Origin of the sequence: Bacillus sp. TH30, from assembly GCF_016650875.1 — a bacterium.
GTDB lineage: Bacteria > Bacillota > Bacilli > Bacillales > Bacillaceae_G > Bacillus_A > Bacillus_A mycoides.
In genome coordinates this window covers 4,076,247-4,102,166 of the sequence record NZ_JAEKEY010000002.1, presented here as the reverse complement: position 1 = coordinate 4,102,166, position 25,920 = coordinate 4,076,247, and the positions used below count along the sequence as shown (strand labels likewise).

General features: G+C 37.9%; 22 protein-coding genes. All 22 read right to left on the bottom strand.

Going from position 1 to position 25,920, the window contains the following annotated elements; translation table 11 throughout:
* The 22 genes from JFU20_RS23410 to topA all read right to left on the bottom strand — a co-directional run bounded on the left by JFU20_RS23410 (position 1) and on the right by topA (position 25,876).
* Positions 1-282 carry a DUF503 domain-containing protein gene (locus JFU20_RS23410; RefSeq protein WP_002088157.1) on the bottom strand — a complete coding sequence of 94 codons (282 nt, stop codon included), beginning with the start codon at positions 280-282 and terminating at the stop codon, positions 1-3.
* Positions 279-2,345, bottom strand: a complete 2,067-nt coding sequence (infB, locus tag JFU20_RS23405) for a translation initiation factor IF-2 (RefSeq protein ID WP_002014558.1) — start codon at positions 2,343-2,345, stop codon at positions 279-281. Before infB ends, JFU20_RS23410 begins: the two co-directional genes overlap by 4 nt.
* 4 nt (positions 2,346-2,349) lie before the next feature.
* A complete protein-coding gene (locus JFU20_RS23400) occupies positions 2,350-2,661 on the bottom strand; it encodes a YlxQ family RNA-binding protein (RefSeq protein WP_001286519.1) in 312 nt (103 codons plus the stop codon).
* Positions 2,662-2,934, bottom strand: a complete 273-nt coding sequence (rnpM, locus tag JFU20_RS23395; RefSeq protein WP_002088161.1) for an RNase P modulator RnpM — start codon at positions 2,932-2,934, stop codon at positions 2,662-2,664.
* Between the two features lie 11 nt (positions 2,935-2,945).
* The gene (gene nusA / locus JFU20_RS23390; protein WP_002014554.1) at positions 2,946-4,052 is read right to left on the bottom strand and encodes a transcription termination factor NusA; all 1,107 of its coding nucleotides are present in this window, start codon (positions 4,050-4,052) and stop codon (positions 2,946-2,948) included.
* A gap of 17 nt (positions 4,053-4,069) precedes the next feature.
* The gene (gene rimP / locus JFU20_RS23385) at positions 4,070-4,540 is read right to left on the bottom strand and encodes a ribosome maturation factor RimP (RefSeq protein WP_002146103.1); all 471 of its coding nucleotides are present in this window, start codon (positions 4,538-4,540) and stop codon (positions 4,070-4,072) included.
* Between the two features lie 333 nt (positions 4,541-4,873).
* On the bottom strand, positions 4,874-9,175 hold the full coding sequence (locus JFU20_RS23380) for a PolC-type DNA polymerase III (RefSeq protein ID WP_002014551.1): 4,302 nt from the start codon (positions 9,173-9,175) through the stop codon (positions 4,874-4,876).
* A 124-nt stretch (positions 9,176-9,299) separates the two neighbouring features.
* Complete coding sequence (locus JFU20_RS23375; protein WP_201038915.1) at positions 9,300-11,000, bottom strand: proline--tRNA ligase; 1,701 nt, start codon at positions 10,998-11,000, stop codon at positions 9,300-9,302.
* A gap of 109 nt (positions 11,001-11,109) precedes the next feature.
* Positions 11,110-12,366, bottom strand: coding sequence for an RIP metalloprotease RseP (gene rseP, locus JFU20_RS23370; protein WP_002088169.1), 1,257 nt, complete (start codon positions 12,364-12,366; stop codon positions 11,110-11,112).
* A 17-nt stretch (positions 12,367-12,383) separates the two neighbouring features.
* Positions 12,384-13,526, bottom strand: coding sequence for a 1-deoxy-D-xylulose-5-phosphate reductoisomerase (dxr, locus tag JFU20_RS23365; protein WP_002014547.1), 1,143 nt, complete (start codon positions 13,524-13,526; stop codon positions 12,384-12,386).
* A gap of 23 nt (positions 13,527-13,549) precedes the next feature.
* Positions 13,550-14,341: a phosphatidate cytidylyltransferase gene (gene cdsA, locus JFU20_RS23360; protein WP_002088171.1), complete on the bottom strand. Its 792-nt coding sequence runs from the start codon at positions 14,339-14,341 to the stop codon at positions 13,550-13,552.
* A gap of 17 nt (positions 14,342-14,358) precedes the next feature.
* Positions 14,359-15,135 (bottom strand): undecaprenyl pyrophosphate synthase, encoded by a 777-nt coding sequence (locus JFU20_RS23355; RefSeq protein ID WP_002014545.1) that lies wholly within the window; start codon positions 15,133-15,135, stop codon positions 14,359-14,361.
* A gap of 85 nt (positions 15,136-15,220) precedes the next feature.
* Entirely contained in the window at positions 15,221-15,778 is a 558-nt protein-coding gene (frr, locus tag JFU20_RS23350; RefSeq protein WP_000531506.1) for a ribosome recycling factor, read from the bottom strand.
* Positions 15,779-15,781: 3 nt separating this feature from the next.
* Positions 15,782-16,504 carry a UMP kinase gene (gene pyrH / locus JFU20_RS23345; protein WP_002014544.1) on the bottom strand — a complete coding sequence of 241 codons (723 nt, stop codon included), beginning with the start codon at positions 16,502-16,504 and terminating at the stop codon, positions 15,782-15,784.
* A 66-nt stretch (positions 16,505-16,570) separates the two neighbouring features.
* Positions 16,571-17,458 (bottom strand): translation elongation factor Ts, encoded by an 888-nt coding sequence (tsf, locus tag JFU20_RS23340; RefSeq protein ID WP_002088177.1) that lies wholly within the window; start codon positions 17,456-17,458, stop codon positions 16,571-16,573.
* A gap of 103 nt (positions 17,459-17,561) precedes the next feature.
* Entirely contained in the window at positions 17,562-18,263 is a 702-nt protein-coding gene (gene rpsB, locus JFU20_RS23335; protein WP_002088178.1) for a 30S ribosomal protein S2, read from the bottom strand.
* A 354-nt stretch (positions 18,264-18,617) separates the two neighbouring features.
* Entirely contained in the window at positions 18,618-19,397 is a 780-nt protein-coding gene (codY, locus tag JFU20_RS23330) for a GTP-sensing pleiotropic transcriptional regulator CodY (RefSeq protein ID WP_002014541.1), read from the bottom strand.
* 77 nt (positions 19,398-19,474) lie between these two features.
* Positions 19,475-20,866 carry an ATP-dependent protease ATPase subunit HslU gene (gene hslU, locus JFU20_RS23325; RefSeq protein WP_002014539.1) on the bottom strand — a complete coding sequence of 464 codons (1,392 nt, stop codon included), beginning with the start codon at positions 20,864-20,866 and terminating at the stop codon, positions 19,475-19,477.
* 22 nt (positions 20,867-20,888) lie between these two features.
* Positions 20,889-21,431, bottom strand: a complete 543-nt coding sequence (gene hslV, locus JFU20_RS23320; protein ID WP_002014538.1) for an ATP-dependent protease proteolytic subunit HslV — start codon at positions 21,429-21,431, stop codon at positions 20,889-20,891.
* Positions 21,432-21,473: 42 nt separating this feature from the next.
* Complete coding sequence (gene xerC / locus JFU20_RS23315) at positions 21,474-22,373, bottom strand: tyrosine recombinase XerC (protein WP_078175468.1); 900 nt, start codon at positions 22,371-22,373, stop codon at positions 21,474-21,476.
* Between the two features lie 71 nt (positions 22,374-22,444).
* Positions 22,445-23,749, bottom strand: coding sequence for an FADH(2)-oxidizing methylenetetrahydrofolate--tRNA-(uracil(54)-C(5))-methyltransferase TrmFO (gene trmFO / locus JFU20_RS23310; protein ID WP_002014534.1), 1,305 nt, complete (start codon positions 23,747-23,749; stop codon positions 22,445-22,447).
* Positions 23,750-23,797: 48 nt separating this feature from the next.
* Entirely contained in the window at positions 23,798-25,876 is a 2,079-nt protein-coding gene (topA, locus tag JFU20_RS23305; protein WP_002088184.1) for a type I DNA topoisomerase, read from the bottom strand.
* Between the last annotated feature and the right edge of the window lie 44 nt (positions 25,877-25,920).

The following is a 25,920-nucleotide window of genomic DNA, read 5'->3' as shown; positions in this document are numbered from 1 at the left end:
TCAATACCATTCCAAATGTGTTATCGTACGTTCAATTTCAGGAAATGAATCGATATACTCAAGTACACGATTCATTTCTTTTTCACAGACAACACGATTTGAGGATACGGAAACAATTGCAATTTCTGTACGTTGCCATACATCTTGATGCCCAACTTCAGAAACAGCTACATTATAGCGCTGTTTCACACGAGTTAACACACGTTGTAAAATTGCTCGTTTCTCTTTTAAAGAATGCACATCGTAAATCATACACTCGAATGAGAGTGAAGCGATAATCATCGCTTCACTTCTTCCATAACGTATGCTTCAATGATGTCCCCTTCTTTAAGATCATTATATCTCTCAATTGTAATACCACACTCATAGTTTTGTGCAACTTCTTTTACGTCGTCTTTGAAACGTTTTAACGTATCAAGTTTTCCTTCGAAGACTACTACGCCATCACGGATAATACGAACGCCACTATCACGTGTAATTTTACCGTCTATTACGTAACAACCTGCGATTGTTCCAACTTTTGTTACTTTGAATGTTTGACGAACTTCCGCTTGACCGATTACTTTTTCTTCGAATTCTGGATCCAGCATACCTTGCATTGCTGATTCAATTTCTTCGATTACTTTATAGATAATACGGTGTAAACGAACATCAACTTTCTCTAATTCAGCTGTACGCTTCGCATTCACATCAGGGCGTACGTTAAATCCAATTACAATTGCATTAGATGCAGAAGCTAAAATAATATCAGATTCTGTAATCGCACCTACGCCTGTATGGATAATTTTCACTTTTACGCCTTCAACATCAATTTTACGAAGTGATGCTGCCATTGCTTCTACAGAACCTTGTACGTCTGCTTTCACAATTAAGTTAATTTCTTTTACATCGCCCTCTTGGATTTGTTGGAATAAATCTTCCAGGCTGAATTTAGATTTCTCACCACGTTGTGCAACTAATGCTTCTTGTGCACGTGATTCACCGATTTGACGAGCTTTCTTCTCATCAGCGAATGCCATGAAACGATCTCCCGCTTGTGGCACTTCATTTAAACCTGTAATTTCAACAGGAGTTGATGGACCAGCAACTTTTACACGACGACCAATATCACTTACCATTGCACGAACACGACCGAATGATGTTCCAACAACAATTGGATCTCCAACTCGAAGTGTACCATTTTGAACAAGTAATGTCGCGATAGTTCCTTTACCTTTATCAAGCTGTGCTTCAATTACAGTACCAGCTGCATAGCGATTTGGATTTGCTTTATATTCTTCTACTTCACTCACAAGAAGGATCATTTCTAGTAAGTTGTCAATTCCCTCGCCTTGAATCGCAGAAATTGGTACGAAAATCGTGTCTCCGCCCCAAGCTTCTGGAACTAATTCATATTCTGTTAATTCTTGCATTACACGATCAGGATTTGCCGCTGGTTTATCCATTTTATTCACAGCAACAATAATTGGTACTCCAGCTGCTTTCGCATGGCTAATCGCTTCAACTGTTTGTGGCATAACACCGTCATCAGCTGCAACAACAAGAATTGTAATATCTGTTACTTGTGCACCACGAGCACGCATTGTTGTAAATGCCGCGTGACCTGGTGTATCTAAGAACGTAATTTTCTTATCATTTACATCAACTTGGTATGCACCGATATGCTGAGTAATTCCACCAGCTTCGCCAGCAGTTACTTTTGAATTACGGATAGAGTCAAGCAATGTTGTTTTACCATGGTCAACGTGTCCCATAATTGTAACAACAGCTGGACGTTCTTTTAAGTTTTCTTCATCATCTTGCTCATCGATGAATGTTTCAAATTCAGTTTCACTTACAACTACTTCTTCTTCTACTTCAATACCGTAATCAGTAGCAATTAACTCAATTGTATCTTTATCTAAGTCTTGGTTAATTGTCGCCATAATTCCTAGCATGAAGAGCTTTTTAATAATTTCAGATGGCTCTTTGCTTAACTTTTTAGCAAGGTCACCTACTGTAAGGCTTCCAGAGAAAGTGATTTTATCTGGTGTTTCTACTATTGGTGTTTGTTGTCTTCCAGCAAAGTTATCTTGACGTTTATCTTCATTTGCTTTGCCTTTTTTCTTATTCTTATTGCTGTTCTTTTTACTGCGAACAACTTTCTCTTCTACTTCAAACTCATCTGCAACAGAAGGTTTTTCCGCTCCAGCGCTATATTGATTATCTAATTTGTTTACTACTTCATCTTCTAACATTGTCATATGATTCGAAACCTCGATATTCATCTCTTTTAGTTTTGTCATAAGATCTTTACTTGAGATATTATTTTTTTTTGCATATTCATGTACTCGAATTTTACTCATACCTTCACCCCCGGTAATTTGTATCGAGCATGCTACGTAGCTTTTTCGCAAAGCCTTCATCTAAAACAGCTACAACGACTCGCTCGTCTCTCCCAATCGCATGCCCTAATTGTTGTCGATTTTCGACTTTTCTCATTGGTATGTTGTAGTACGTGGTTTTATCAATGATACGTTTTGTAGTGTTCGCTGACGCATCTTCAGAAAGCAATACTAGCTTTGCTTTGCCACTTCGTACTTCTTTTAAAACGAGTTCTTCACCCGAAATAATTTTTCGAGCGCGGTTTGCTAGTCCTAAAAATGATTTCCAATCAGACACTTATTTCGACTCCTTCTCAACAAGCTCAAGAAGCTCTTCGTACAGAGAACTGTCGATTTTCGCTTTTAGATGATGTTCCAAAATGTTTTTCTTTTGGGCTTGAATAATGCTTTCTTTATCTTTTGATAAATATGCACCTCGTCCTGATTTTTTTCCTGATAAATCAATAGACACTTCGCCCTCTTTGGAACGAACAATGCGAACTAGCTCTCGTTTTGATTTCATCTCTTGCGTCGCAATACATTTTCGTAACGGAACTTTTCGATTGCTCATACTCATCACCTCTATTCGATTTCGTCTTCAGCTGAATCGAATCCGAATGCGATTACGCTATCTTCTTCTGTCACAATACCAAGTTGTTTCGCATCAGACTCACTTTTAATATCGATTTTCCAGCCTGTTAATTTAGCTGCAAGACGCGCATTTTGTCCACGCTTACCAATCGCTAATGAAAGCTGGTGGTCTGGAACAACAACAGTTGTTGCTTTCTCTGCTTCATCTACAAGTACTTTAACAACCTGTGATGGACTTAAAGCATTTGCAACATATTCAACTGGGTCATTCGACCAGCGAACGATGTCAATCTTTTCACCTTTTAGTTCATCTACAACGCGTTGTACACGTTGTCCTTTCGGTCCTACACAAGAACCTACTGGATCAACATCGATATTCTCTGCATATACAGAAATTTTAGAACGGTCGCCTGCTTCACGTGCTACAGAGCGAATTTCTACAGTTCCATCATAAATTTCTGGAACTTCCATTTCGAATAAACGTTTTAAAAGACCAGGATGTGTACGTGATACGTAAATTTGTGGTCCTTTTGTTGTCTTTTCTACTTTTGTAATAAATACGCGAATACGATCATGTGGTTTATATTGCTCATTTGGCATTTGCTCACTTACAGGTAATAAAGCTTCTACTTTACCTAAGCTTACATAGATGAAACGAGCATCTTGGCGCTGTACAATACCAACCATAATGTCTTCTTCACGATCACTAAATTCTGAATAAATTACACCACGTTCCGCCTCACGAACTCGTTGTGTTACAACTTGTTTTGCAGTTTGCGCTGCAATACGACCAAAATCTTTTGGCGTTACTTCAATTTCTAGTACGTCACCATCTTGGTAGTTTGGATTAATTTGTCTTGCCTCTTCTACAGAGATTTCAAGACGTGGATCAAACACATTATCTACAACGTCCTTACGTGCTAAAACTTGAATTGTTCCCACTTCTGGGTTAAAGCTCACACGAACGTTTTGTGCTTGGTTAAAATTGCGTTTATAAGCAGAGATTAATGCTGCTTCAATCGCATCAATAATAATATCTTTGCTAATACCTTTTTCTGACTCTAATACGAGCAAAGCATCTAACAACTCAGTGCTCATGAAGATCCCCCTTCTTACTAAAACGTAACAGCAAGTCGCGCATTTGCAACTTTATCCATTGGAATTTGGATTTCTTTTTTACGTGTTTTAATTGTTAATAGTAGTGTAATTGTAGTACCGTCGTAGGAAAGTAGCTTTCCTTCAAACATCTTCTCACCATCAATCGGCTTATATGTTTTAATTGCCACTTGTTTTCCTACCGCTTGCTGGAAGTCTTTCTCTTTCTTTAATGGGCGTTCCGCTCCAGGAGATGATACATCCAAAAAGTAAAGATGAGGAATTGGATCCTCTTTATCTAAAGCTTCGCTTAAACGTTCACTTACCGCACCGCATTCTTCAATTTCGACTCCCTTTTCAGAATCAATGAATACGCGTAAGAACCAGTCTTGTCCTTCTTGCACATACTCTACATCTACAAGTTCAAGATTTAACTCTTCAACGATTGGCTGCGCAAATGCTTCTACAATTTCTGTGACTTTCTTATCCATAAACAGCCTCCTTCCTGCCGCCATGTACCATTTACAAGAAAAGATCCCGTTCATAAAGACGGTCTATCTTATTCTTTCTCGTTAGCTAACAAAAGCCCCTGCCGTTAAGCAGGGAATATCTGTCTTAGTATTACCAAATTTAAGAAGTAAAACTTGTAACAAAATATGTATATACGACAGAAATATCATTACTATCTACATAAGCAAAATGTAGATAGTAACACGAAAGAGTGGGTTTCCCCACTCTCTTTTTCACAAAATATACATGACATGGTTATCTCGGTTTATAGTATACCATAGCAAATGTTGATTTGCAAAGATTTTTCCTACCTATTAGAACAGTGACAATTGGTTTTGATCCGGTAAATCTCCTAGACAACCTTGACCATCTAAATACTCAATAATCGTTTTAGAAACCTTACTGCGCTGCTGTAAGTCTTCTTTTGATAAGAAATCACCATTTTTACGAGCTTCAACAATACTGAAAGCTGCGTTTGTACCAAGACCAGGAACTGCATTAAATGGAGGAATTAAAGTATCCCCATCAATTATAAATTCGGTTGCATGCGAGCGGTATAAATCAACCTTTTGGAATGAATAACCACGCTCACACATTTCAAGTGTCATTTCTAGTACCGTTAATAAACTCTTCTCTTTCGGTGCTGCATCCAATCCTTTTTGTGCAATTTCATCAATTTTTACACGTATGGATGCTGAACCTTTCGCCATCGCCTCTACATCAAAGTCATCTGCACGAACTGTAAAATATGCCGCATAGAATAAAAGTGCGAAATGTACTTTAAAGTATGCAATACGCACAGCCATAAGTACGTAAGCAGCCGCATGGGCTTTAGGGAACATGTACTTAATCTTCTTACATGAATCAATATACCAACCTGGTACATTGTTATTTCTCATTTCCTCTTCCCATTCTTCTGGTACACCTTTACCTTTACGCACCGACTCCATGATTTTGAAGGCTAATGATGGATCCAAGCCTTGATAAATTAAATATACCATGATGTCATCACGACAACCGATAACTTCACTCAGTGTACACGTACCATTATAAATTAATTCATTCGCATTACCTAACCATACATCTGTACCATGGGACAGTCCAGAAATTTGGACAAGCTCTGAAAACGTTGTTGGTTTCGTTTCTTCTAACATTTGTCTTACGAATTTCGTACCAAACTCTGGTATACCAAGTGTACCTGTTTTACAGTTAATTTGTTCTTCCGTTACCCCTAAAGATTCTGGACCAGAGAAAATTTTCATTACTTCTGGATCATCCGTTGGGATTGTTTTCGGGTCAATACCACTTAAATCTTGAAGCATACGAATAACAGTCGGATCATCGTGTCCTAATATATCAAGTTTCAATAAATTATCATGAATTGAGTGGAAGTCAAAGTGCGTTGTTCTCCACTCAGCACCTATTGAATCAGCCGGAAACTGAATTGGTGAAAAGTCAAAAATATCCATGTAATCTGGTACAACGATAATACCACCTGGATGCTGTCCGGTCGTACGCTTTACACCTGTACATCCCGCAACTAAGCGATCAATCTCTGCATTTCGAATTGTTAAGTTATGATCATTAGCATAACCTTTCACATACCCATAAGCGGTTTTTTCCGCAACCGTACCAATTGTTCCTGCGCGGTATACATAATCTTCACCGAACAGTAATTTCGTATAGTTATGAGCGCGTGGTTGGTATTCTCCGGAGAAATTCAAATCGATATCCGGTACCTTATCCCCTTTAAATCCAAGGAACGTTTCGAAAGGAATGTCATGCCCATCTTTCACATATGGAACATTACATGTTGGGCATTCTTTATCTGGTAAATCAAAACCAGAACCTACAGAACCGTCATTAAAGAACTCTGATTGTTTACACTTTGGACATACATAGTGCGGTGGTAATGGGTTTACTTCTGTAATTTCCATCATCGTTGCAACAAATGATGAACCTACCGATCCACGCGAACCTACTAGATAACCGTCCACTAACGATTTTTTCACAAGCTTATGTGAAATTAAATAAATAACAGCGAATCCATGTCCAATAATACTTTTCAATTCTTTTTCCAAACGAGCTTCTACAATTTCCGGTAGTTCATCTCCATAGATACTTCGTGCCATTACATAGCTCATATCACGTGTTTCATCATCAGCACCTTCAATTTTCGGTGTGTATAAATCATCTTTTACTGGACGAACATCACCAATTAATGATGCGATCTTGTTTGTATTTGTCACAACAATTTCTTTTGCTTTGTCTTCACCTAAGAATGAAAAACAATCTAGCATTTCATTTGTTGTACGGAAATGTACAGGCGGTAATGAATGGCGATTTAACGGATTAGCTCCTCCCTGCGAACTGACTAAAATTTTCCGATATATCGCGTCCTCTGGATCTAAATAATGCACATTCCCAGTAGCAACAACTGGCTTATCTAACGTCTCACCTAGTTTTACTAAGTTAGAAATTATTGTTTTTAACTGTCCTTCATCTCGAACGAGTTCACGTTCCACTAAATGACGTAACACTTCTGGAGGCATAACCTCAATGTAATCATAAAACTGTGCAATTTCTTCTACTTCTTCAGGCGCTTTTTGCATCATAGCTTCAAATACTTCACCTTTGTCACAAGCTGTTCCTACTAAAATGCCTTCGCGATATTTTTTTAATAGTGATCGTGGTACACGTGGTACACGATAAAAGTAATTCAGGTGAGAATATGAAACAAGTTTATATAAGTTTTTCAACCCAACATCTGATGTGGCAAGTAACGTCATATGACTTGGACGCCCACGTTTATACGCATCCCCTTGTCCCATACTATCGTTTAGTTGATCGTGATATTCAAATCCCTTTTCAATCACATCTTTTAACATCTTCACAAGTAAATATCCCGTTGCTTCTGTATCATAAATCGCACGGTGATGTTGCGTTAATTCAATATCAAGCTTTTTACACATCGTATTTAATCGATGATTTTTCATTTCTGGGAATAAGAACCGTGCAAGTTCTAACGTATCAATAACTGGATTTTTCGTTTTTTCTATCCCAGCCTTTTTAAAACCTACGTTAATAAAGCCCATATCGAAGCTTGCGTTATGAGCAACAAGTGTATGGTCACCCATCCATTCCTCAAACTTTTTAAACACTTCGTCCACTTCTGGTGCATCAGTTAACATATCATCTGTAATGCCTGTTAATTCAATAATCGTCGCCGATAATGGTTGATGAGGATTTGCGAAAGATTCAAAGCGATCAATAATTTCTCCACCTTTTATCTTTACAGCAGCTAACTCAATGACTGTATCATATACAGCAGATAACCCTGTTGTCTCAACGTCAAAGACAACATATGTTTCTTCTGCAAGTAGACGATGCGCTTCGTTATATGCTATCGGCACACCATCATTAACTAAATTTGCTTCTACACCATATAGAACTTTAACTCCAGCCTTTTTACCAGCAGAATATGCTTCTGGGAACGACTGTGCAACAGCATGGTCTGTAACTGCAATAGCCTCATGCCCCCATTTTCCGGCTTGGGCAACGAGCTTAGAAACAGAAGTAACAGCATCCATTTGACTCATTGGAGTATGAAGATGAAGTTCTACTCTTTTTTCCCCTTCTTTTGCTTTATCTTTACGAGAAGGTCCCGTTATTTCATTTATATCATTTGCGATCATAACTAAATCGCGCACGAATGTATCATTTTGAACTGAACCACGCGCTTTTACCCAAGTTCCTTTTTTCAAGGATTGTAACATCGGGATATCTTCTTTATCACGTGAGAACATCTTAATCATAATAGAGTCCGTATAGTCAGTTATCTTTAAAGTTAATAATGTACGTCCACTACGAAGTTCTTTCGTCTCTACATGGAAAACATACCCTTGAACGGTTTTTCTTCTTTCTTCATCTTGAATTTCACGCAGCGGCGTAATCTCTTCATCTGGCTTAATAAGATAACCAAGCACAACTGGTCCTTCATGAACAACATCACTTTCTTCAGCTTGCCTTTTAGCCATCTCTTCCATAGCCTGTATAACTCGTTGACGATCTTCTTCCTGTGTTTGCTCACGAAACTTTTGCATTTCTTCTGCATTTTGCTTTATATGTGTGTCTAACTGAAAACGCGGGAATCCAAAAGCTTCGTATTGATCACCTACTGGTTTCGCAACGTTTTTCTTTAAAGTAGTAGATTCCAGCTCATTATTCACATTTAATAGCAACTTCACGCCATTGACCTGCGGAAGTTGCTTCTTTAAGTACGCGAACATAGGTGAAAATGTAATTCGTTCTGTACAAAGCGGCCAATATGCCTTCACTTCTTCTTCTGTAAATTGTTTATTCTCTGCTTCTAATGCAAATGTTGTTCTTGCAATATGAGAAAATGATTGCTTAAGCTTTGTTTCTAGCAACTCATATAATTCTGTCGGCAAAATACGTGGCACTTGTAAGTCAAAATGCCAACTTTTATTCGCTTTATCAATAACTAGCTTTTCAATACCACCGCCATGTAAATATTGATTTATAAGGTCTTCTGGTATTTGCAACTGTTGGAGCAAAATTTGAAATCGCTCTTGTTGTTCATTTGTTAATGACATAAGCACTCTCCTTCCATTTGCTATTATAAATTGAAACGTACTACAAAGAAAGATTTCTTCCTTCTTCTTTTACAAAATACGTTTACAAAGAAAGAGAAGGTACCTCATTACGAGGTACCTCTTCTTATTTTAAAATATTAGCAATATATGTTTGAAGTTCTTCTACTTTCACTTCTTCAGACTCGCCTGTAGCACGTACTTTCACTTCTACAATACCTTCATCTGCTTTTTTACCAACTGTAACACGAACTGGAAGGCCGAATAAATCTGCATCTGCAAATTTAACACCTGCACGTTCTGCACGATCATCTAGTAATACTTCGTATCCTTGCTCTTGTAATGAGTTATAGATATTTTCACCCATTTCACGTTGTGCATCAGATTTCATATTCACTGGAATTACATGCACATGGAACGGTGCAACAGATTTTGGCCAAACTAAACCATTCTCATCATTAAACTGCTCTGCAATTGCTGCCACTGTACGAGATACACCGATACCGTAACAACCCATAATAAGTGGTTTTGTTTTTCCGTTTTCATCTAGGAACGTTGCGTTCATTGCTTCACTATAACGAGTTCCTAATTTGAATACATGACCAACTTCAATTCCACGTGCGAAAAGAATTGTTCCATTTCCATCTGGAGATTGGTCTCCTTCTTGGATGAAGCGTAAATCTGTATATTGACTTACTTTAAAGTCACGTTCTGGATTTACATTTACATAATGGAATCCTTCTTCGTTCGCTCCTGAACATCCGTTGACAATTGATGCTACAGCATGGTCAGCGATAATTTCGATATCCCCTGTAACACCAATCGTTCCTAAAGAACCCACTTCACAGTTTAATAACTCTTTTATTTCTTCATGTGAAGCAAGCTCAACGACTGAAGCTCCGTATACATTCTTCACTTTTACATCATTGACTTCATGATCGCCACGAACAAGTACTACTACTAATTTCGCATCTACTTTAAACACCATAGATTTAATGCATTTTTCCGCTGCGATATTTAAGAATGCAGATACTTCTTCAATAGCTTTTTGATCTGGAGTTGCTACTTTTTCAAGTGCTTTTTCGGCTTCATCACTCTTCGTATACGTAGCAACAACAGGCGCCATTTCAATATTTGCCGCATAATCAGATGTATTAGAATACGCAATTGTATCTTCACCTACATCAGATAACACCATAAATTCGTGTGTATCTTTTCCACCCATTGCTCCAGAATCAGCTATAACTGCACGGAAATTCAAACCACAACGAGCAAAGATATTAGAATACGCTTTGTATAAACCGCTATATACTTCATCCAAACTTTCTTGTGTTGCATGGAAAGAATACGCATCTTTCATTAAAAATTCTCTTCCGCGTAATAAACCGAAACGTGGTCTTTGCTCATCACGGAATTTTGTTTGAATTTGATATAATGTTAATGGTAATTTTTTGTATGATTTAATTTCATCACGTACAAGATCTGTAATTACTTCCTCATGAGTTGCCCCTAGCGCAAACTCGCGAGCATTACGATCTTTCATACGCATTAATTCTGATCCGTAAGAATACCAACGGCCTGATTCTTGCCATAATTCAGAAGCTTGCATAGCTGGCATTAATAGTTCTACTGCCCCTGCGCGCTCCATTTCTTCACGAACAATACGTTCTACTTTGTGTAACACTTTTAAACCAAATGGTAGAAAACTATAAATACCAGAAGCATTTTGACGCATAAACCCTGCGCGAAGTAATAATTGATGACTCTTAATTTCAGCATCTGCTGGAACTTCACGTAATGTAGGACTGAATACCATACTTTGTTTCATTTATTCGCACCTCTTCATTTTACTCTTACACGCAATAAAACCCCTCACCTCGAGTTAGGTGAGGGATTTTATTCTATGAGCTCTATTTCATTATAACCTTCTTCTTATTTTACAAGAAAAACTTACGGATGTCATTCCATGTTACAACTAACATAAGCAACATTAATAATGCAAACCCAATAAAGTGAACCATTCCTTCTTTTTGACGATCAATTGGTTTTCCTCGTAACGCTTCAATTAAGAAGAAGAACAAACGCCCACCGTCTAAAGCTGGGACTGGTAATAAATTAAATAAACCAAGGTTAATACTTAAAACTGCCGCTAAACTTAGTACACGCGTAAATCCATAATCTACAACTTGATCTGTTAGATTATAAATTCCTACTGGACCTGACAACTCATTAATAGAAAATTGACCCGTTACTAATTTTACAAGAGAATCAAAAATTAGTTTCGTCCATTCGTATGTTTGTTCAAACCCTGATTTAATAGAACCCATCACTGTTTTCTCTACAGGAGAATAAACACCAATTCTACCAACTTCGTCTTTTCCTTCTTTATCAAGCGTTGGTGTTACTTTCACATTAAATTGCTCACTATCACGCTTTACATGTAACGTAATTTCTTTATTTGGGTTTTCACGTACAATCGTTACAACATCTTTCCATGTACTAGTGTTCTTCCCATTGATTGCTTGAATTGTATCGTTTTCTTTTAATCCAGCTTGTTCTGCAGCACTATTCTCCATTACTTTTCCGACCATCGGTTTGTCAACAGGAACTCCTTGTACAAATCCAAGAATCACAAAAATAACAAATGCTAGAATAAAGTTCATTGCAGGACCTGCAAAGATTGTTAGAGCACGTTGGCCCAATTTTTTAGAGCCAAATTGTCTATTGTACGGAGCGATTTGAATTTCTTCTCCCGCAGAAATGATACGAGCTTTTTCATTTACTCGGAATGTTTGCAGCTCTTCCTCGTACTCTTCATAACCCAAAATTGTAAGATTATGCTCTAAATCAGCTTGTTCGACTTCAATGACACGAACATTTGGATATTTTTCATGTCCGTCAAAAACTAATTTCACAACTTCGTCTTTTTCATTTAATACAAGCCCAACCTTTTTTCCAGGTTTTAACTCAACTGTGTCCGCATCCTCGCCAGCCATTCTTACATAGCCACCAAGGGGCAGTAATCGAATCGTATACACCGTTTCATTCTTTTCAAATGAGAATATTTTCGGACCAAAACCAATCGCAAACTCGCGGCACAAAATACCTGCTCTTTTTGCGAAATATAGATGCCCTAGCTCATGGAAAAATACGAGTGCACCGAAAATTAATATAAAGGCAATCGCTGTATTCAATTCCATAACCACCTTTGCTAAATTTGTTCCATCACAAACCGTCTTGTGGCTGCGTCAATTTCCTGAATTTCCTCTAAGCTCGGACGTGCAATGACAGTGTGATGGTGCATTGCTTTTTCAATGAGGTCTTCCACTGTTAAGAAACCAATTCTCTTTTGTAAAAAAGCTTCAACAGCTACTTCATTTGCCGCGTTCATTACAGCCGGCATACTTCCACCTGTCTTTCCAGCTTCATACGCAAAACGTAGACAACGGAAACGCTCTTGATTCATTTTCTCAAAATGCAATGTTCCCATTTCCCATAAATTTAACTGTTTCGTGTCTGAAAGAGGTAATCTATCAGGATATGTAAGCGCGTATTGAATCGGTACTCGCATATCAGGTGAGCCAAGCTGTGCCATTACACTACGATCTTCAAATTCAACCATAGAATGAATAATACTTTCTTTATGTAGAACAACATCGATTTGCTCATAAGGGATACCAAAAAGCCAGTGTGCTTCAATTACTTCTAGCCCCTTATTCATCATTGTAGCAGAATCAATTGTAATTTTCGAACCCATTGACCAGTTTGGATGACGAAGTGCATCTTCTACGGTCACTTGATGCAATTCATCTCTCGTTTTATCACGAAAACTTCCGCCTGAAGCAGTTATAATTAAGCGAGAGATTCTTTTTTCATTTTCACCATTCAAGCATTGAAAAATAGCTGAATGTTCACTGTCTACTGGAAGTAACGATACATTATGTTTTCGTGCTGCTTCCATTACAAGATGCCCTGCAGTTACTAACGTTTCTTTATTTGCAATTCCAATTGTTTTTTTCGCCTCAATTGCGCGGAGTGTCGGTAACAACCCTACGCTCCCTACAACAGCATTCACTACAATTTCTGTATCTGGGTGCAGCGCTACTTCTAATAAGCCTTCGCTACCATATACTACTTTTGTATTACCAGAAACAGCTTGTAATTTTAAAACATCTTCCTCTCTTTGCACAGAGACAATTTGCGGGGAAAATTCTTGAATTACCTTTACTGCATAATCAACATTTTTCCCTACAGAAAAAGCAACGAGACGGAATTGGTCTGGGTGCGAGCGTAACACATCTAATGTTTGTGTACCGATTGATCCGCTTGCACCTAGTAAACTAATGTTTTTCATGACTCCAACCCCTCGTTCATTTATTAATTGTATTGTAATAAGAAGTATAGAATTGGTAACACAAATAACCAACTATCTGTTCGATCTAAAATACCACCATGTCCAGGTAAAATTGTACCTGAATCCTTTACACCATAATGGCGTTTAAATGCAGATTGCACTAAATCACCAATTTGTCCAAAAATAGAAATGATAATCGTCAGAACGATTAAAACTCCTACATTCGCTTCAACTGGGAAGAACATATTGTAAACAAGTGCAACAACAATTCCACAAACAATACCGCCTAATGAACCTTCAATCGTTTTATTCGGACTAATTTCTGGCCATAATTTTCTTTTTCCAAATGCTTTCCCTATGAAATATGCACCTGAATCAGTTGCCCATATGACAAATAGTGCACAGAACACATATTTGATTCCTAATATTCTCGTTTCATTTAAATATAAGAATCCCATTCCAACATATGTCGTTGCCATAAGTAAAAATGAAGCATTGTCAAAAGTAAATGTATTCTTAGAAAGGACTGTATATGATAAAAGTAATAAAACAATCACAAATGTGATTTCTAATTTACCTAATCCAATCCACGTAAACAGTTCTGATGCACTACTCGGAATTAAAATAATCCACAATAATACTGCAGCTAAAACTGTTGGTACCGAAATAAGCGTAAGCTTGTTCATACGAATTAATTCATATAAACCTATAGAAGCAAGTGCATACACTAAAACTGTAAAAGGCACGCCACCGTAAATTACGATGGGAATGAATAGCGCGGCAGCAATCACTCCAGTAATAATTCTCTGTTTCACTACCAAACCCTCTCTTTCTACACGCCTCCGAATCTGCGCCCTCTATGTTGAAAGTCTGTAATCGCATTTAGCAAATGTTCTTCGGTAAAATCTGGCCAATACACATCTGTAAACCAAAATTCCGAATAAGCAATTTGCCATAACATGAAATTACTAATACGTAGCTCTCCGCTTGTACGGATTAACAACTCTGGATCAGGTAAAGAACTCGTCATTAAGTAAGAAGAAATCTTTTCTTCACTTATTTCTTCCGAACGAATTTTTCCTTCCTCACTATCTTTCATCATATGTTGCACAGCAGAAACGATTTCATCTCGACTTCCATAGTTTAACGCGAAATTAAGAATTAATCCCGTATTCTCTTTCGTATCTTCCATGGCTTTTTCCATCGCTCTGCGCGTATGCGTAGGAAGACGATCTTTTTGCCCTATTACTCGGACTTGTACGTTTTCTTCAATCAACTCTGGTAAAAATGCACCTAAAAATTCTTCTGGAAGCTTCATCAAATAATCAACTTCTTTTTTCGGTCTTTTCCAGTTCTCAGTCGAAAAAGCATAAAGAGTTAATACTTTCACATCAAGCTTACTTGCAAATTTTGTGATTTTCTTCACAACTTGCATACCTTCATGATGACCAGCAATGCGAGGCATGGCTCTTCTCTTTGCCCATCTTCCATTACCATCCATAATAATAGCAATATGTTCTGGGATATATCCTTTTTTCACTTTTTCAATGAGATGATCAAACGATGTGACCTTTTTACTTTTAAAAAAAGGAAACTTTTTAAACATCATTCATACCCTCCAACAAGCAGACGTATGCCTAAAAGTGTAAAAAGACCCCCTTAAGAAGAGGGTCATATTTGCGAAATTATCGCTATTACACTTCCATAATTTCTTTTTCTTTGTTTTTTGCGATTTCGTCAACTTTTGCAATATATTTATCTGTTTCTTTTTGGATATCTTCAGTATATCCTCTTAAATCATCTTCTGTAATGTCGCCAGCTTTTTCAAGCTTCTTAAGGTCATCATTACTGTCACGACGTACGTTACGAACAGCAACTTTTGCTTCCTCAGCATATTTCTTCACAACTTTTACAAGATCGCGACGACGCTCTTCTGTTAATGCAGGGAATGCAATACGAATTACAGTTCCATCATTAGAAGGGTTTAAGCCTAAATCTGCTTTTAAAATTGCTTTTTCAATATCACCGATAGAAGTTTTATCATAAGGTTGAATTACAAGCAAACGTGCTTCTGGAACTGTAATGTTCGCTAATTGCACAACTGGTGTTGGTGCACCATAGTAATCAACTTGTACCTTATCTAATACAGACGAGCTTGCACGACCAGCGCGAACTGTTGCTAATTCACGAGAATAAGCAGCAACTGCTTTTTCCATTTTTTCATTTGAAGACTTCAATACTTGTTGTCCCATAATTTATTTCCCCCTTACAACTGTTCCAATATTTTCGCCTAAAACGGCACGTTTAATGTTACCTTTTTCCATAACCGAGAATACAATTAATGAAATATCATTATCCATACATAAAGAAGAAGCTGTAGAATCCATTACACCTAAACCTGCTTTTAATACATCTAAGTAAGTAAGTGTTTCGTATTTCGTAGCTGTTGGGTCAATAGATGGATCTGCACTATATACGCCATCCACATTATTTTTCGCCATTAAAATAACGTCCGCTTCGATTTCAGCTGCACGTAATGCTGCTGTTGTATCTGTAGAGAAGTATGGGTTACCTGTACCTGCAGCAAAGATAACAACACGTTTTTTCTCTAAGTGACGAATTGCTTTACGACGAATGTAAGGCTCTGCCACTTGACGCATCTCAATTGAAGTTTGTACGCGAGTTTGAATTCCAATATTCTCTAAGCTATCTTGAAGAGCTAATGAATTCATAACTGTTGCTAACATGCCCATGTAATCTGCTCCTGCACGATCCATGCCCATTTCACTTCCAATTTTCCCACGCCAAATGTTACCGCCACCAACAACAACAGCAACCTCTACATCAAGTTCTGCAATTTCTTTCACTTGTTCCGCAACTGACTTAATAACAGCTGGGTTAATTCCAAATCCTTGCTCGCCAGCTAAAGCTTCTCCGCTCAGCTTTAAAACGACACGATTATATTTCGGTTTACTCATAATGAACCTCCAATTGCTTACATCTTTATTTTAAAAAAGGGAACACAATGTGTTCCCTAATCTGTATTAGTTGTTACCTTTTACTTGGTTCATTACTTCTTCAGCAAAGTTGTCTTCGCGTTTTTCGATACCTTCACCAACAGCGTAGCGAACGAATCCTTTTAATGTTCCGCCTTTAGACTCAACGAATTGACGAACTTTCATGTCAGGATTCTTAACGAATGTTTGGTCAAGTAAGCAAATCTCTTCAAAGAATTTGCCAAGACGGCCTTCTACCATTTTCGCAACGATTTTTTCAGGCTTGCCTTCGTTTAAAGCTTGTTGTGTTAATACTTGACGCTCATGCTCAACTTCTTCAGCTGTTACAGCATCGCGGTCGATGTATTTAGGGTTAACTGCTGCGATGTGCATTGCTACATCTTTAGCAGCTGCTTCGTCAGTAGAACCTTCAAGAACTGTTAATACACCAATACGTCCACCCATGTGTAGGTAAGCGCCGAATGCATCAGCATCAGTTTTTGATACGATTTCGAAACGACGAAGTGTAAGTTTTTCACCAATTTTAGCGATTGCTTCGTTGATGTGCTCTTCTACTGTTTTGCCGCCTTCGATTGTTTGAGCCATAGCTTCTTCAACGTTAGCAGGTTTGTTAGCTAATAAGTGAGCAGCTAATTCTTTAATTAACGCTTGGAAACCTTCGTTTTTCGCAACGAAATCAGTCTCAGAGTTTAATTCTAAGATTAAACCTTCGTTACCGTTTGTTTCGATGAAAGTTAAACCTTCAGCAGCGATGCGGTCTGCTTTTTTAGCAGCTTTCGCAATACCTTTTTCACGTAAGAAGTCAATTGCTTTCTCCATGTCGCCGTTAGTTTCTGTTAAAGCTTTTTTGCAGTCCATCATACCTGCGCCAGTTTTTTCGCGAAGTTCTTTTACCATTTGTGCAGTGATTGCCATATTTTTCATCCTCCTAAAATATGTATTTATACCTTTTATAAAGGTGTTTATACCTTAAAAAAGGTGATAAAAGGCCGAACCCCTTATCACCTTTCCAAATTTGTTACGCAGTAACAGTTTCTTCACCTTGTTTTGTTTCAAGGATCGCGTCTGCCATTTTAGATGTAAGAAGTTTTACAGCACGAATTGCATCATCGTTTGCTGGAATAACGTGATCGATTTCGTCCGGATCACAGTTTGTATCAACGATACCGATGATTGGAATGTGTAATTTGCGTGCTTCAGCAACTGCAATACGCTCTTTACGAGGGTCTACTATGAATAATGCACTTGGAAGACCTTTCATATCTTTAATACCGCCTAAGAATTTCTCAAGACGCTCTAACTCTTTTTTAAGTTGAACAACTTCTTTCTTAGGAAGTACTTCGAAAGTACCATCTTCTTGCATTCTTTCGATATCTTTAAGACGCTTGATACGCTTTTGGATTGTTTGGAAGTTTGTTAAAGTTCCACCTAACCAACGTTGGTTAACGAAGTACATACCAGCACGAGTTGCTTCTTCTTTAATAGCTTCTTGTGCTTGTTTTTTAGTACCTACGAATAAAATGTCTCCACCTTCAGCAGCGATGTCACGCATCGTTCTGTAAGCTTCCTCAACTTTTTTCACAGTTTTTTGTAAGTCGATGATGTAGATACCGTTACGCTCTGTGAAGATGTAACGCTTCATTTTTGGGTTCCAACGACGAGTTTGATGTCCGAAATGAACACCAGCTTCAAGCAATTGTTTCATAGAAATTACTGACATAATTTAGTTCCTCCTAAATGGTTTTTTTGATATCCTCCGTTTACTTCATCTCTAAGCGAAACTACGAACGTAGCACCAACACTTAAATCAGTAAACGTGTGTACTTTGTACTGACACCACTGCTTACTATATCATACTGAAATATTACAATCAAGTCGAAAATGCGAACAATGTAAAACTTTCTTTTTTTCACGCTCAAATCCTAGTATTACCAACCTTCAATTCCTTTAAGCAAGGAATTGAAGGTTAATTAATAGTTTTCTAATGAATGTTGTCATGACGCCTTACGTAAGCAAAATCATTCACTTAAAAAAACAAAAAACTCTCCTCAAGCGAGGAGAGTTTTTTTATAAATTAGTTTGTTTTTAATTTAGCAAGTTCCTGTAGAAACTTGTCGTTTAGCACTTTAATGTATGTTCCTTTCATACCTAAAGAGCGAGACTCAATAACACCAGCACTTTCTAATTTACGTAGTGCATTTACGATTACCGAACGAGTAATTCCTACGCGATCAGCAATTTTACTTGCAACAAGTAAACCTTCTGTTCCATTTAATTCTTCGAAGATATGCTCGATTGCTTCTAACTCACTGTAAGATAATGAGCTAATCGCCATTTGAACAACAGCTTTACTACGTGCTTCCTCTTCGATTTCTTCTGCTTTTTCACGTAAGATTTCCATACCTACAACAGTTGAGCTGTATTCAGCAAGAATTAAATCATCGTCTAAGAACTCTTGACCAAGACGAGCTAATACTAGTGTACCTAGACGCTCACCGCCACCAACGATTGGTACGATTGTAGTTAAACCTTGACCGAATAATTCTCTATTTTCTACTGGGAATGCTGTGTAGTCACTATCCACACCTAAATTTGAAGATGTTTCTGTAACATTGAATAAACTTTGCGTATACTCTTCTGGGAATTGACGCTCTGCAAGCATGTGCTTCATACGTTCGTTTTCGATTTGTTGGTGAATCGCATATCCTAATAATTTACCGCGACGACTTACAACGAACACGTTCGCTTCAATTACTTCACACATTGTGTCAGACATCTCTCTAAAGTTTACAGGCTTTCCTGCTGCGCTCTGTAATAACGCATTTAATTTTCTCGTTTTTGCTAATAATTCCATTTCAAAATTTCCTCCTACATGTTACTTACATATTTTTTCATCACTTGGAAACTAGGGCGAGTCACCTGATGACACTATTACAAAATAAACTGGCTCACATCTTTATTTTTAGCTATTGTCGCTAATTTTTCCTCAACATATTGAGGTGTTATCGTTATTTTCTCTAACGTAATTTCAGATGCCTCAAACGATAAATCTTCAAGGAGCTTCTCCATAACAGTATGAAGTCTTCTCGCTCCAATATTATCTGTATCCTGATTAACTTGATAAGCAATCTCAGCAATCTTACGAATAGCTTCGTCTGAAAATTCAATTTCTATACCTTCAGTCGCTAATAACGCCGTGTACTGTTTAATTAGCGCATTGTCAGGCTCGATTAATATTTTAACAAAATCATCCGCCGATAATTTTGTTAATTCTACTCGAATCGGAAATCTCCCTTGCAATTCCGGAATTAAATCCGACGGTTTAGACATATGGAACGCTCCAGCTGCAACAAATAAAATATAATCGGTTTTTACTGATCCGTATTTCGTTGCTACATTCGATCCTTCTACAATCGGTAAAATGTCACGTTGCACACCTTCACGCGATACATCTACGCTATTCGACTGCTTACCAGCAATTTTGTCAATTTCATCGATAAAAATAATCCCGAGCTGTTCAGCACGATAAACAGCCTCTTGTGTAACTTCATCCATATCAATTAAGCGCTGTGCCTCTTCATTTGTCAAGAGTTTTCTTGCTTCTTTTACAGAAAGTTTACGTTTTTTCGTTTTTTTCGGCATGATACTTCCTAGTGCATCTTGGAAATTCATTCCCATTTGCTCCATGCCAGTTCCTTGCAACATATCAAACATAGAAGACTGTTGTTCCGTCACTTCAATCGATATCACTTCATCTTCAAGAAGGCCTGCCGCAAGCTTTCTTTCCACATCTTGACGTTTCTTTTCGATTTCATCATCTTCCTGTGCATCAGATGTTTGGTTTGAATTTTGATTACCACCAAAAAGCATTTCTAATGGATTTTTAAATCCAGATTGCTTCTCCGGACTCGGCACTAAAATTTCAACAAGACGTTGATTCGCTTGCTCTTCTGCTTTATCTTGAACTTTAACTACCATTTCCTCTTTCACAATGCGAACAGACGTTTCAACAAGGTCACGGACCATCGACTCTACATCTCGACCCACATATCCAACTTCTGTAAATTTCGTCGCTTCAACCTTAATAAAAGGTGCTCCAACGAGTTTCGCCATTCGCCGTGCTACCTCTGTTTTACCAACACCTGTCGGTCCAATCATTAAAATGTTTTTAGGTGCAATTTCATCACGTAAATTTTCAACTAATTTACTGCGACGGTATCGATTTCGTAGAGCTACAGCAACCGCTTTCTTTGCATCTTTTTGACCGATGATGTATTGATCTAATTTTTCCACAATTTGACGCGGAGTAAAATGTAAATGCATATAAAATGCCTCCCTTACGATTCTACAATTCTTCAACAATTATGTTGTGGTTCGTATAAACACAAATATCGCCTGCAATTTCTAAACTGGCCTTCGCAATTTGTTTCGCTGTTAAATGTTCACTTGCATGTTGCTTTAAAGCACGACCAGCAGCAAGTGCATAATGTCCGCCTGAACCAATTGCTAAAATACCATCATCTGGTTCAATCACTTCTCCTGTACCTGAAACAAGGAGCATCGTTGTTTTATCCATGACAATGAGCATTGCTTCTAGCTGACGTAGCATTTTATCACCACGCCATTGTTTCGCCATCTCAACTGCAGCGCGCTGCAAGTTGCCATTATACTCTTCTAATTTTCCTTCAAACATTTCAAAAAGAGTAAATGCATCAGCAACTGATCCTGCAAAACCAGCTAAAACTTTCCCTTGGAAAAGTTTGCGAACTTTGCGAGCTGTATGTTTCATTACAACAGCATTTCCCATCGTTACCTGACCATCTCCAGCCATTGCACATTCTCCATTATGATGAACTGCAAATATCGTTGTAGCGTGGAAATTTCCCATAGAAAAAACTCCTTTATATGTTTTTATAGCCTTAAAAGCAATTTATGCCCGCGGGTGATGCTTCATGTACACAGAACGCAATCTTTCTTTAGAGACATGCGTATAAATTTGTGTGGTTGACAAATTCTCATGACCTAATAGCTCCTGCACAGTACGTAAATCCGCTCCTTCATCCAACATATGTGTAGCAAATGTATGCCTTAACATATGGGGACTTATCCGCATTGTAAGTGAAGCTTTCTTAATGAGTTCGTTCAAAACATAACGTACACCCTGATCTGTTAACGGCTTACCTTTCGCATTTAAAAATACCATATGAGATTGTTCTTCAGTCTTTTGAGCTAACTGTTTTCTCCCGTTCTCTATATAAGTAATTAAAGCATCTTGTGCATAGCTTCCGAACGGAATATATCTTTGTTTTTTCCCTTTTCCCATCACTAAAATTGTTCCCACTGCAAAGTCAATGTCGGTAAGTTGCAAATTAACGCATTCGCTTACACGAATCCCAGTTGCATACATCAACTCTAATAAAGCTTGATTCCTTTGACCTAATGGTGCCCCTGTATCAGAAACTTCAAACAATTCCTCTAACTCTTCAGCATATAAAAACTTTGGGATTGACAATTCTTTCTTGGGAAGTGACGCAAGTGCAAACGGATTATCTTTTTGATAACCTTCACGCATCAAAAAACGATATAAACTTCGTAAGCTTGATACTTTCCTTGCGACAGATTTACGGGCTAACTTCTGATCGTGCAACGTCGTCAAGTATAAACGAACATCCGCGTATGTAACATCTAAAAAAGAGGATATGCCTTCTCGCTCCATAAATTGCACAAAATGTTCTAAATCATTTTGATAACTTGCAATTGTATATTTTGAATAATTTCTTTCAATTTGTAAATAACCAACGAATAATTGTAACAATTTCTTCACATTCACATCCATATAATTCACCTCAATAAAGGCTACTAAATCGTATCACAACTTAGTAGCCTTTGCAAGAAATTTAATTAAATATTTACAAAATTTTGAATTGTTTCCAAAGCGCGTGTAGCATATGCTTCATTTCGCTCTTGTTTCTTTTTAATTTTCTTCTCTAACGGTGTAAATAAACCGAAGTTTGCATTCATTGGCTGGAAGTTTTTCGCATTTGTCGCAGTAATATAATTTGCCATACTTCCCATTGCAGTTACAGGTGGTAATACAACTGGCTCTTCACCTTTTACAAGTCGAGCAGCGTTAATACCCGCTAATAATCCTGATGCTGCTGATTCAACATAACCCTCTACACCAGTCATTTGACCAGCGAAGAATAAATCATCACGTTGTTTATATTGATATGTTGGACGAAGTAAATTAGGCGAATTAATAAACGTATTACGATGCATTACACCATAACGTACAATCTCTGCGTTTTCTAGTCCTGGAATTAGCTGTAACACTTCTTTTTGTGGCCCCCACTTTAAATGTGTTTGGAAGCCTACAATATTATATAATGTTCCTGCTGCATCATCTTGACGTAACTGAACAACCGCATACGGTGTTTTCCCTGTTTTCGGATCTTCTAACCCAACAGGCTTCATCGGTCCAAATACTAACGTCTGTCTTCCTCTACTTGCCATAACTTCTACTGGCATACAACCTTCAAAGAAAATTTCTTTTTCAAATTCTTTTAAAGGCACTGTCTCAGCAGCAATTAAAGCCTCATAAAAACGATCAAACTCTTCTTCTGTCATTGGACAGTTTAAATATGCCGCTTCACCTTTATCATAACGGGATTTTAAATATACTTTATTCATGTCAATGCTGTCTTTCTCAACGATTGGCGCTGCAGCATCATAGAAATAAAAATAATCTTCACCTGTTAGTTTTTTTAATTGTGCAGAAAGATCCGGAGACGTAAGTGGACCTGTCGCGATAACAGTTGGTCCCTCTGGAATTTCAGTGATTTCCTCATTCATTACAGTTACGTTCGGATGATTTTTCACATATTCAGTCACTTTCGCCGCGAATTCATGACGGTCTACAGCTAAAGCACCTCCTGCTGGTACAGAGCACTCATCAGCTGCACGAATAATGACAGAATCCATTAGACGCATTTCTTCTTTAATAACACCAACAGCATTTGTCAATGTGTTTGCGCGAAGTGAGTTACTACATACTAATTCAGCAAATTTATCTGTATGATGAGCTGGTGTTTGCCTTACTGGTCTCATTTCATATAATTTTACTTGGACACCACGCTTTGCAATTTGGTAAGCTGCTTCGCTTCCTGCAAGACCTGCGCCAATGACGTTTACTACTTGTGTTGTCATATATATCACCTTTCCTTTTCTTCCCGAAAAAAATGTGAGCAGTTACGCTCACATTTGTTGTTCTTCTTCATAATCACACGAAATACATTGTACTTGCACGCCTTTTTTTAACTTTTTCTCTACGAGCATACCTTCACACTTCGGACATTTACGACCAATCGGCTTATCCCAAGATACAAAGTCACATTCTGGATACGTACCGCATCCGTAGAAAAGGCGTTTCTTTTTATTACTACGGCGTTCAATAATTTGCCCTTTATCACACTTCGGACAAGTAACACCGATTTCTTTTACAATCGGTTTTGTATTACGACATTCCGGGAAATTTGAACAAGCCATAAACTTCCCATATTTACCCATTTTAAAGACCATCGGGTGACTACATAATTCACAGTCTTCCCCAGCTGGTTCATCTTTAATTTCCACTTCACGCATTTCTTTTTCCGCTTTTTCTAAGCGCGGTTCAAATCCTACGTAGAAATCATCAACAATTTTCACCCAATTTGCATTTCCTTCTTCTACTTCATCAAGGCTTTGCTCCATATTGGCAGTAAATTCAATGTTAATAATTTCTGGGAAAAACTCTAAAATAAGTTCGATTACTATTCCACCAAGCTCAGTCGGAACGAAGCGTTTATTATCTAAAGCAACGTATCCTCGTTTTTGGATTGTTTCAAGTGTCGGTACATAAGTAGACGGTCTCCCAATTCCAAGCTCTTCAAGTGTTCTTACTAGACGAGCCTCTGTATAACGCGGCGGAGGCTGTGTGTAATGTTGCTTTGGTTCTATATCTTTTGAGAATACAGTTTCACCTACTTCTAACGGTGGCAACATCTTATCCTTTTCTTCCGCACCATCATCTTTCGACTCTACGTACACTTTCATAAATCCTGGGAACTTTACAACTGATCCACTTGCACGGAACTGAACATTGTTATTAATGAGTTTCGCTGTAACAGTATCCATTATAGCAGATGCCATTTGACTTGCAACAAATCGCTCCCAAATCAGTTTATACAAACGGAGTTGATCACGACTTAAGAAACTTTTTAGTTCCTCTGGCTTTCTCATTACCGAAGTAGGACGAATCGCCTCATGCGCATCTTGTGCTTTCGACTTTTTCGTTTCTTTCCTCTTCTCTGTTCCTATGTATTCCGCACCAAACGCCTCAGTAATGTAATCACGAGCCTCTGTTTGAGCTGTTTCTGAGATACGTGTTGAATCAGTTCTCATATACGTAATAAGACCTACAGTCCCTTGTTTTCCAAGATCTATCCCTTCATACAGCTGCTGTGCAAGCATCATTGTTTTCTTTGCTCGCATATTTAACTTACGCGCTGCCTCTTGTTGCAAGGAAGATGTTGTAAACGGTAATGCAGGGTTACGCTTTCGCTCTTTTCGCGTTACATTTTCAACCGAAAACGCATTGTCTTTCATCTTTTCGATTATTTCGTTCACTTGTGCTTCGTTCGTTAATTGAACTTTTTCACCATCTACACCGTAAAAGCTTGCTTCAAATGTGTCTTTCCCTTTCACAAATTCTGTTTTAATTGTCCAGAATTCTTCAGGTTCAAAACTTTGAATTTCTTTTTCACGTTCGATGATTAAACGAACTGCTACAGATTGTACGCGTCCTGCACTTAATCCTTTTTTTACTTTCTTCCATAATAAAGGACTAATATTGTAACCAACAAGACGATCGAGTATACGCCTTGCCTGTTGTGCATCTACTAAATCCATATTAATTGCACGAGGATATTTAAATGATTCTTTTATTGCATCTTTTGTAATCTCATTAAATACAACTCGGCAATCTGATTCAACGTCCACATTTAACGTATTTGCTAAATGCCAAGCAATTGCTTCTCCTTCACGATCCGGATCGGCCGCGAGATAGACTTTCTTTGCTTTTTTTGCCGCTGATTTTAAATCTTTTAAAACGGGACCCTTACCACGAATGGTAATATACTTCGGGGTGAAGTTATTCTTTACTTCTATCCCCATTTGGCTTTTAGGTAAATCGCGGACATGTCCCATGGACGCGACGACTTTGTATTTTTTCCCTAAATATTTTTCAATGGTCTTCGCCTTAGAAGGCGACTCCACGATTACGAGGTAATCTGACATGCTAGTGCCTCCTTAAGAGGTGGATTCAAGTCTTCATCAATCTT

Coding starts and splice junctions, on each gene's coding strand:
- topA (WP_002088184.1), bottom strand. CDS start 25,876: ATGTCAGATTACCTCGTAATCGTGGAGTCGCCTTCTAAGGCGAAGACC.
- infB (WP_002014558.1), bottom strand. CDS start 2,345: ATGAGTAAAATTCGAGTACATGAATATGCAAAAAAAAATAATATCTCA.
- nusA (WP_002014554.1), bottom strand. CDS start 4,052: ATGAGCACTGAGTTGTTAGATGCTTTGCTCGTATTAGAGTCAGAAAAA.
- JFU20_RS23375 (WP_201038915.1), bottom strand. CDS start 11,000: ATGAAACAAAGTATGGTATTCAGTCCTACATTACGTGAAGTTCCAGCA.
- tsf (WP_002088177.1), bottom strand. CDS start 17,458: ATGGCAATCACTGCACAAATGGTAAAAGAACTTCGCGAAAAAACTGGC.
- hslV (WP_002014538.1), bottom strand. CDS start 21,431: ATGGGAAATTTCCACGCTACAACGATATTTGCAGTTCATCATAATGGA.
- dxr (WP_002014547.1), bottom strand. CDS start 13,526: ATGAAAAACATTAGTTTACTAGGTGCAAGCGGATCAATCGGTACACAA.
- JFU20_RS23380 (WP_002014551.1), bottom strand. CDS start 9,175: ATGTCATTAACAAATGAACAACAAGAGCGATTTCAAATTTTGCTCCAA.
- JFU20_RS23355 (WP_002014545.1), bottom strand. CDS start 15,135: ATGATGTTTAAAAAGTTTCCTTTTTTTAAAAGTAAAAAGGTCACATCG.
- rimP (WP_002146103.1), bottom strand. CDS start 4,540: ATGGATAAGAAAGTCACAGAAATTGTAGAAGCATTTGCGCAGCCAATC.
- hslU (WP_002014539.1), bottom strand. CDS start 20,866: ATGCATTTACATTTTACTCCGCGTCAAATTGTGGAAAAATTAGATCAA.
- rnpM (WP_002088161.1), bottom strand. CDS start 2,934: ATGAGCAATCGAAAAGTTCCGTTACGAAAATGTATTGCGACGCAAGAG.
- JFU20_RS23410 (WP_002088157.1), bottom strand. CDS start 282: ATGATTATCGCTTCACTCTCATTCGAGTGTATGATTTACGATGTGCAT.
- pyrH (WP_002014544.1), bottom strand. CDS start 16,504: ATGAGTAAACCGAAATATAATCGTGTCGTTTTAAAGCTGAGCGGAGAA.
- codY (WP_002014541.1), bottom strand. CDS start 19,397: ATGGAATTATTAGCAAAAACGAGAAAATTAAATGCGTTATTACAGAGC.
- frr (WP_000531506.1), bottom strand. CDS start 15,778: ATGGGACAACAAGTATTGAAGTCTTCAAATGAAAAAATGGAAAAAGCA.
- rpsB (WP_002088178.1), bottom strand. CDS start 18,263: ATGTCAGTAATTTCTATGAAACAATTGCTTGAAGCTGGTGTTCATTTC.
- trmFO (WP_002014534.1), bottom strand. CDS start 23,749: ATGACAACACAAGTAGTAAACGTCATTGGCGCAGGTCTTGCAGGAAGC.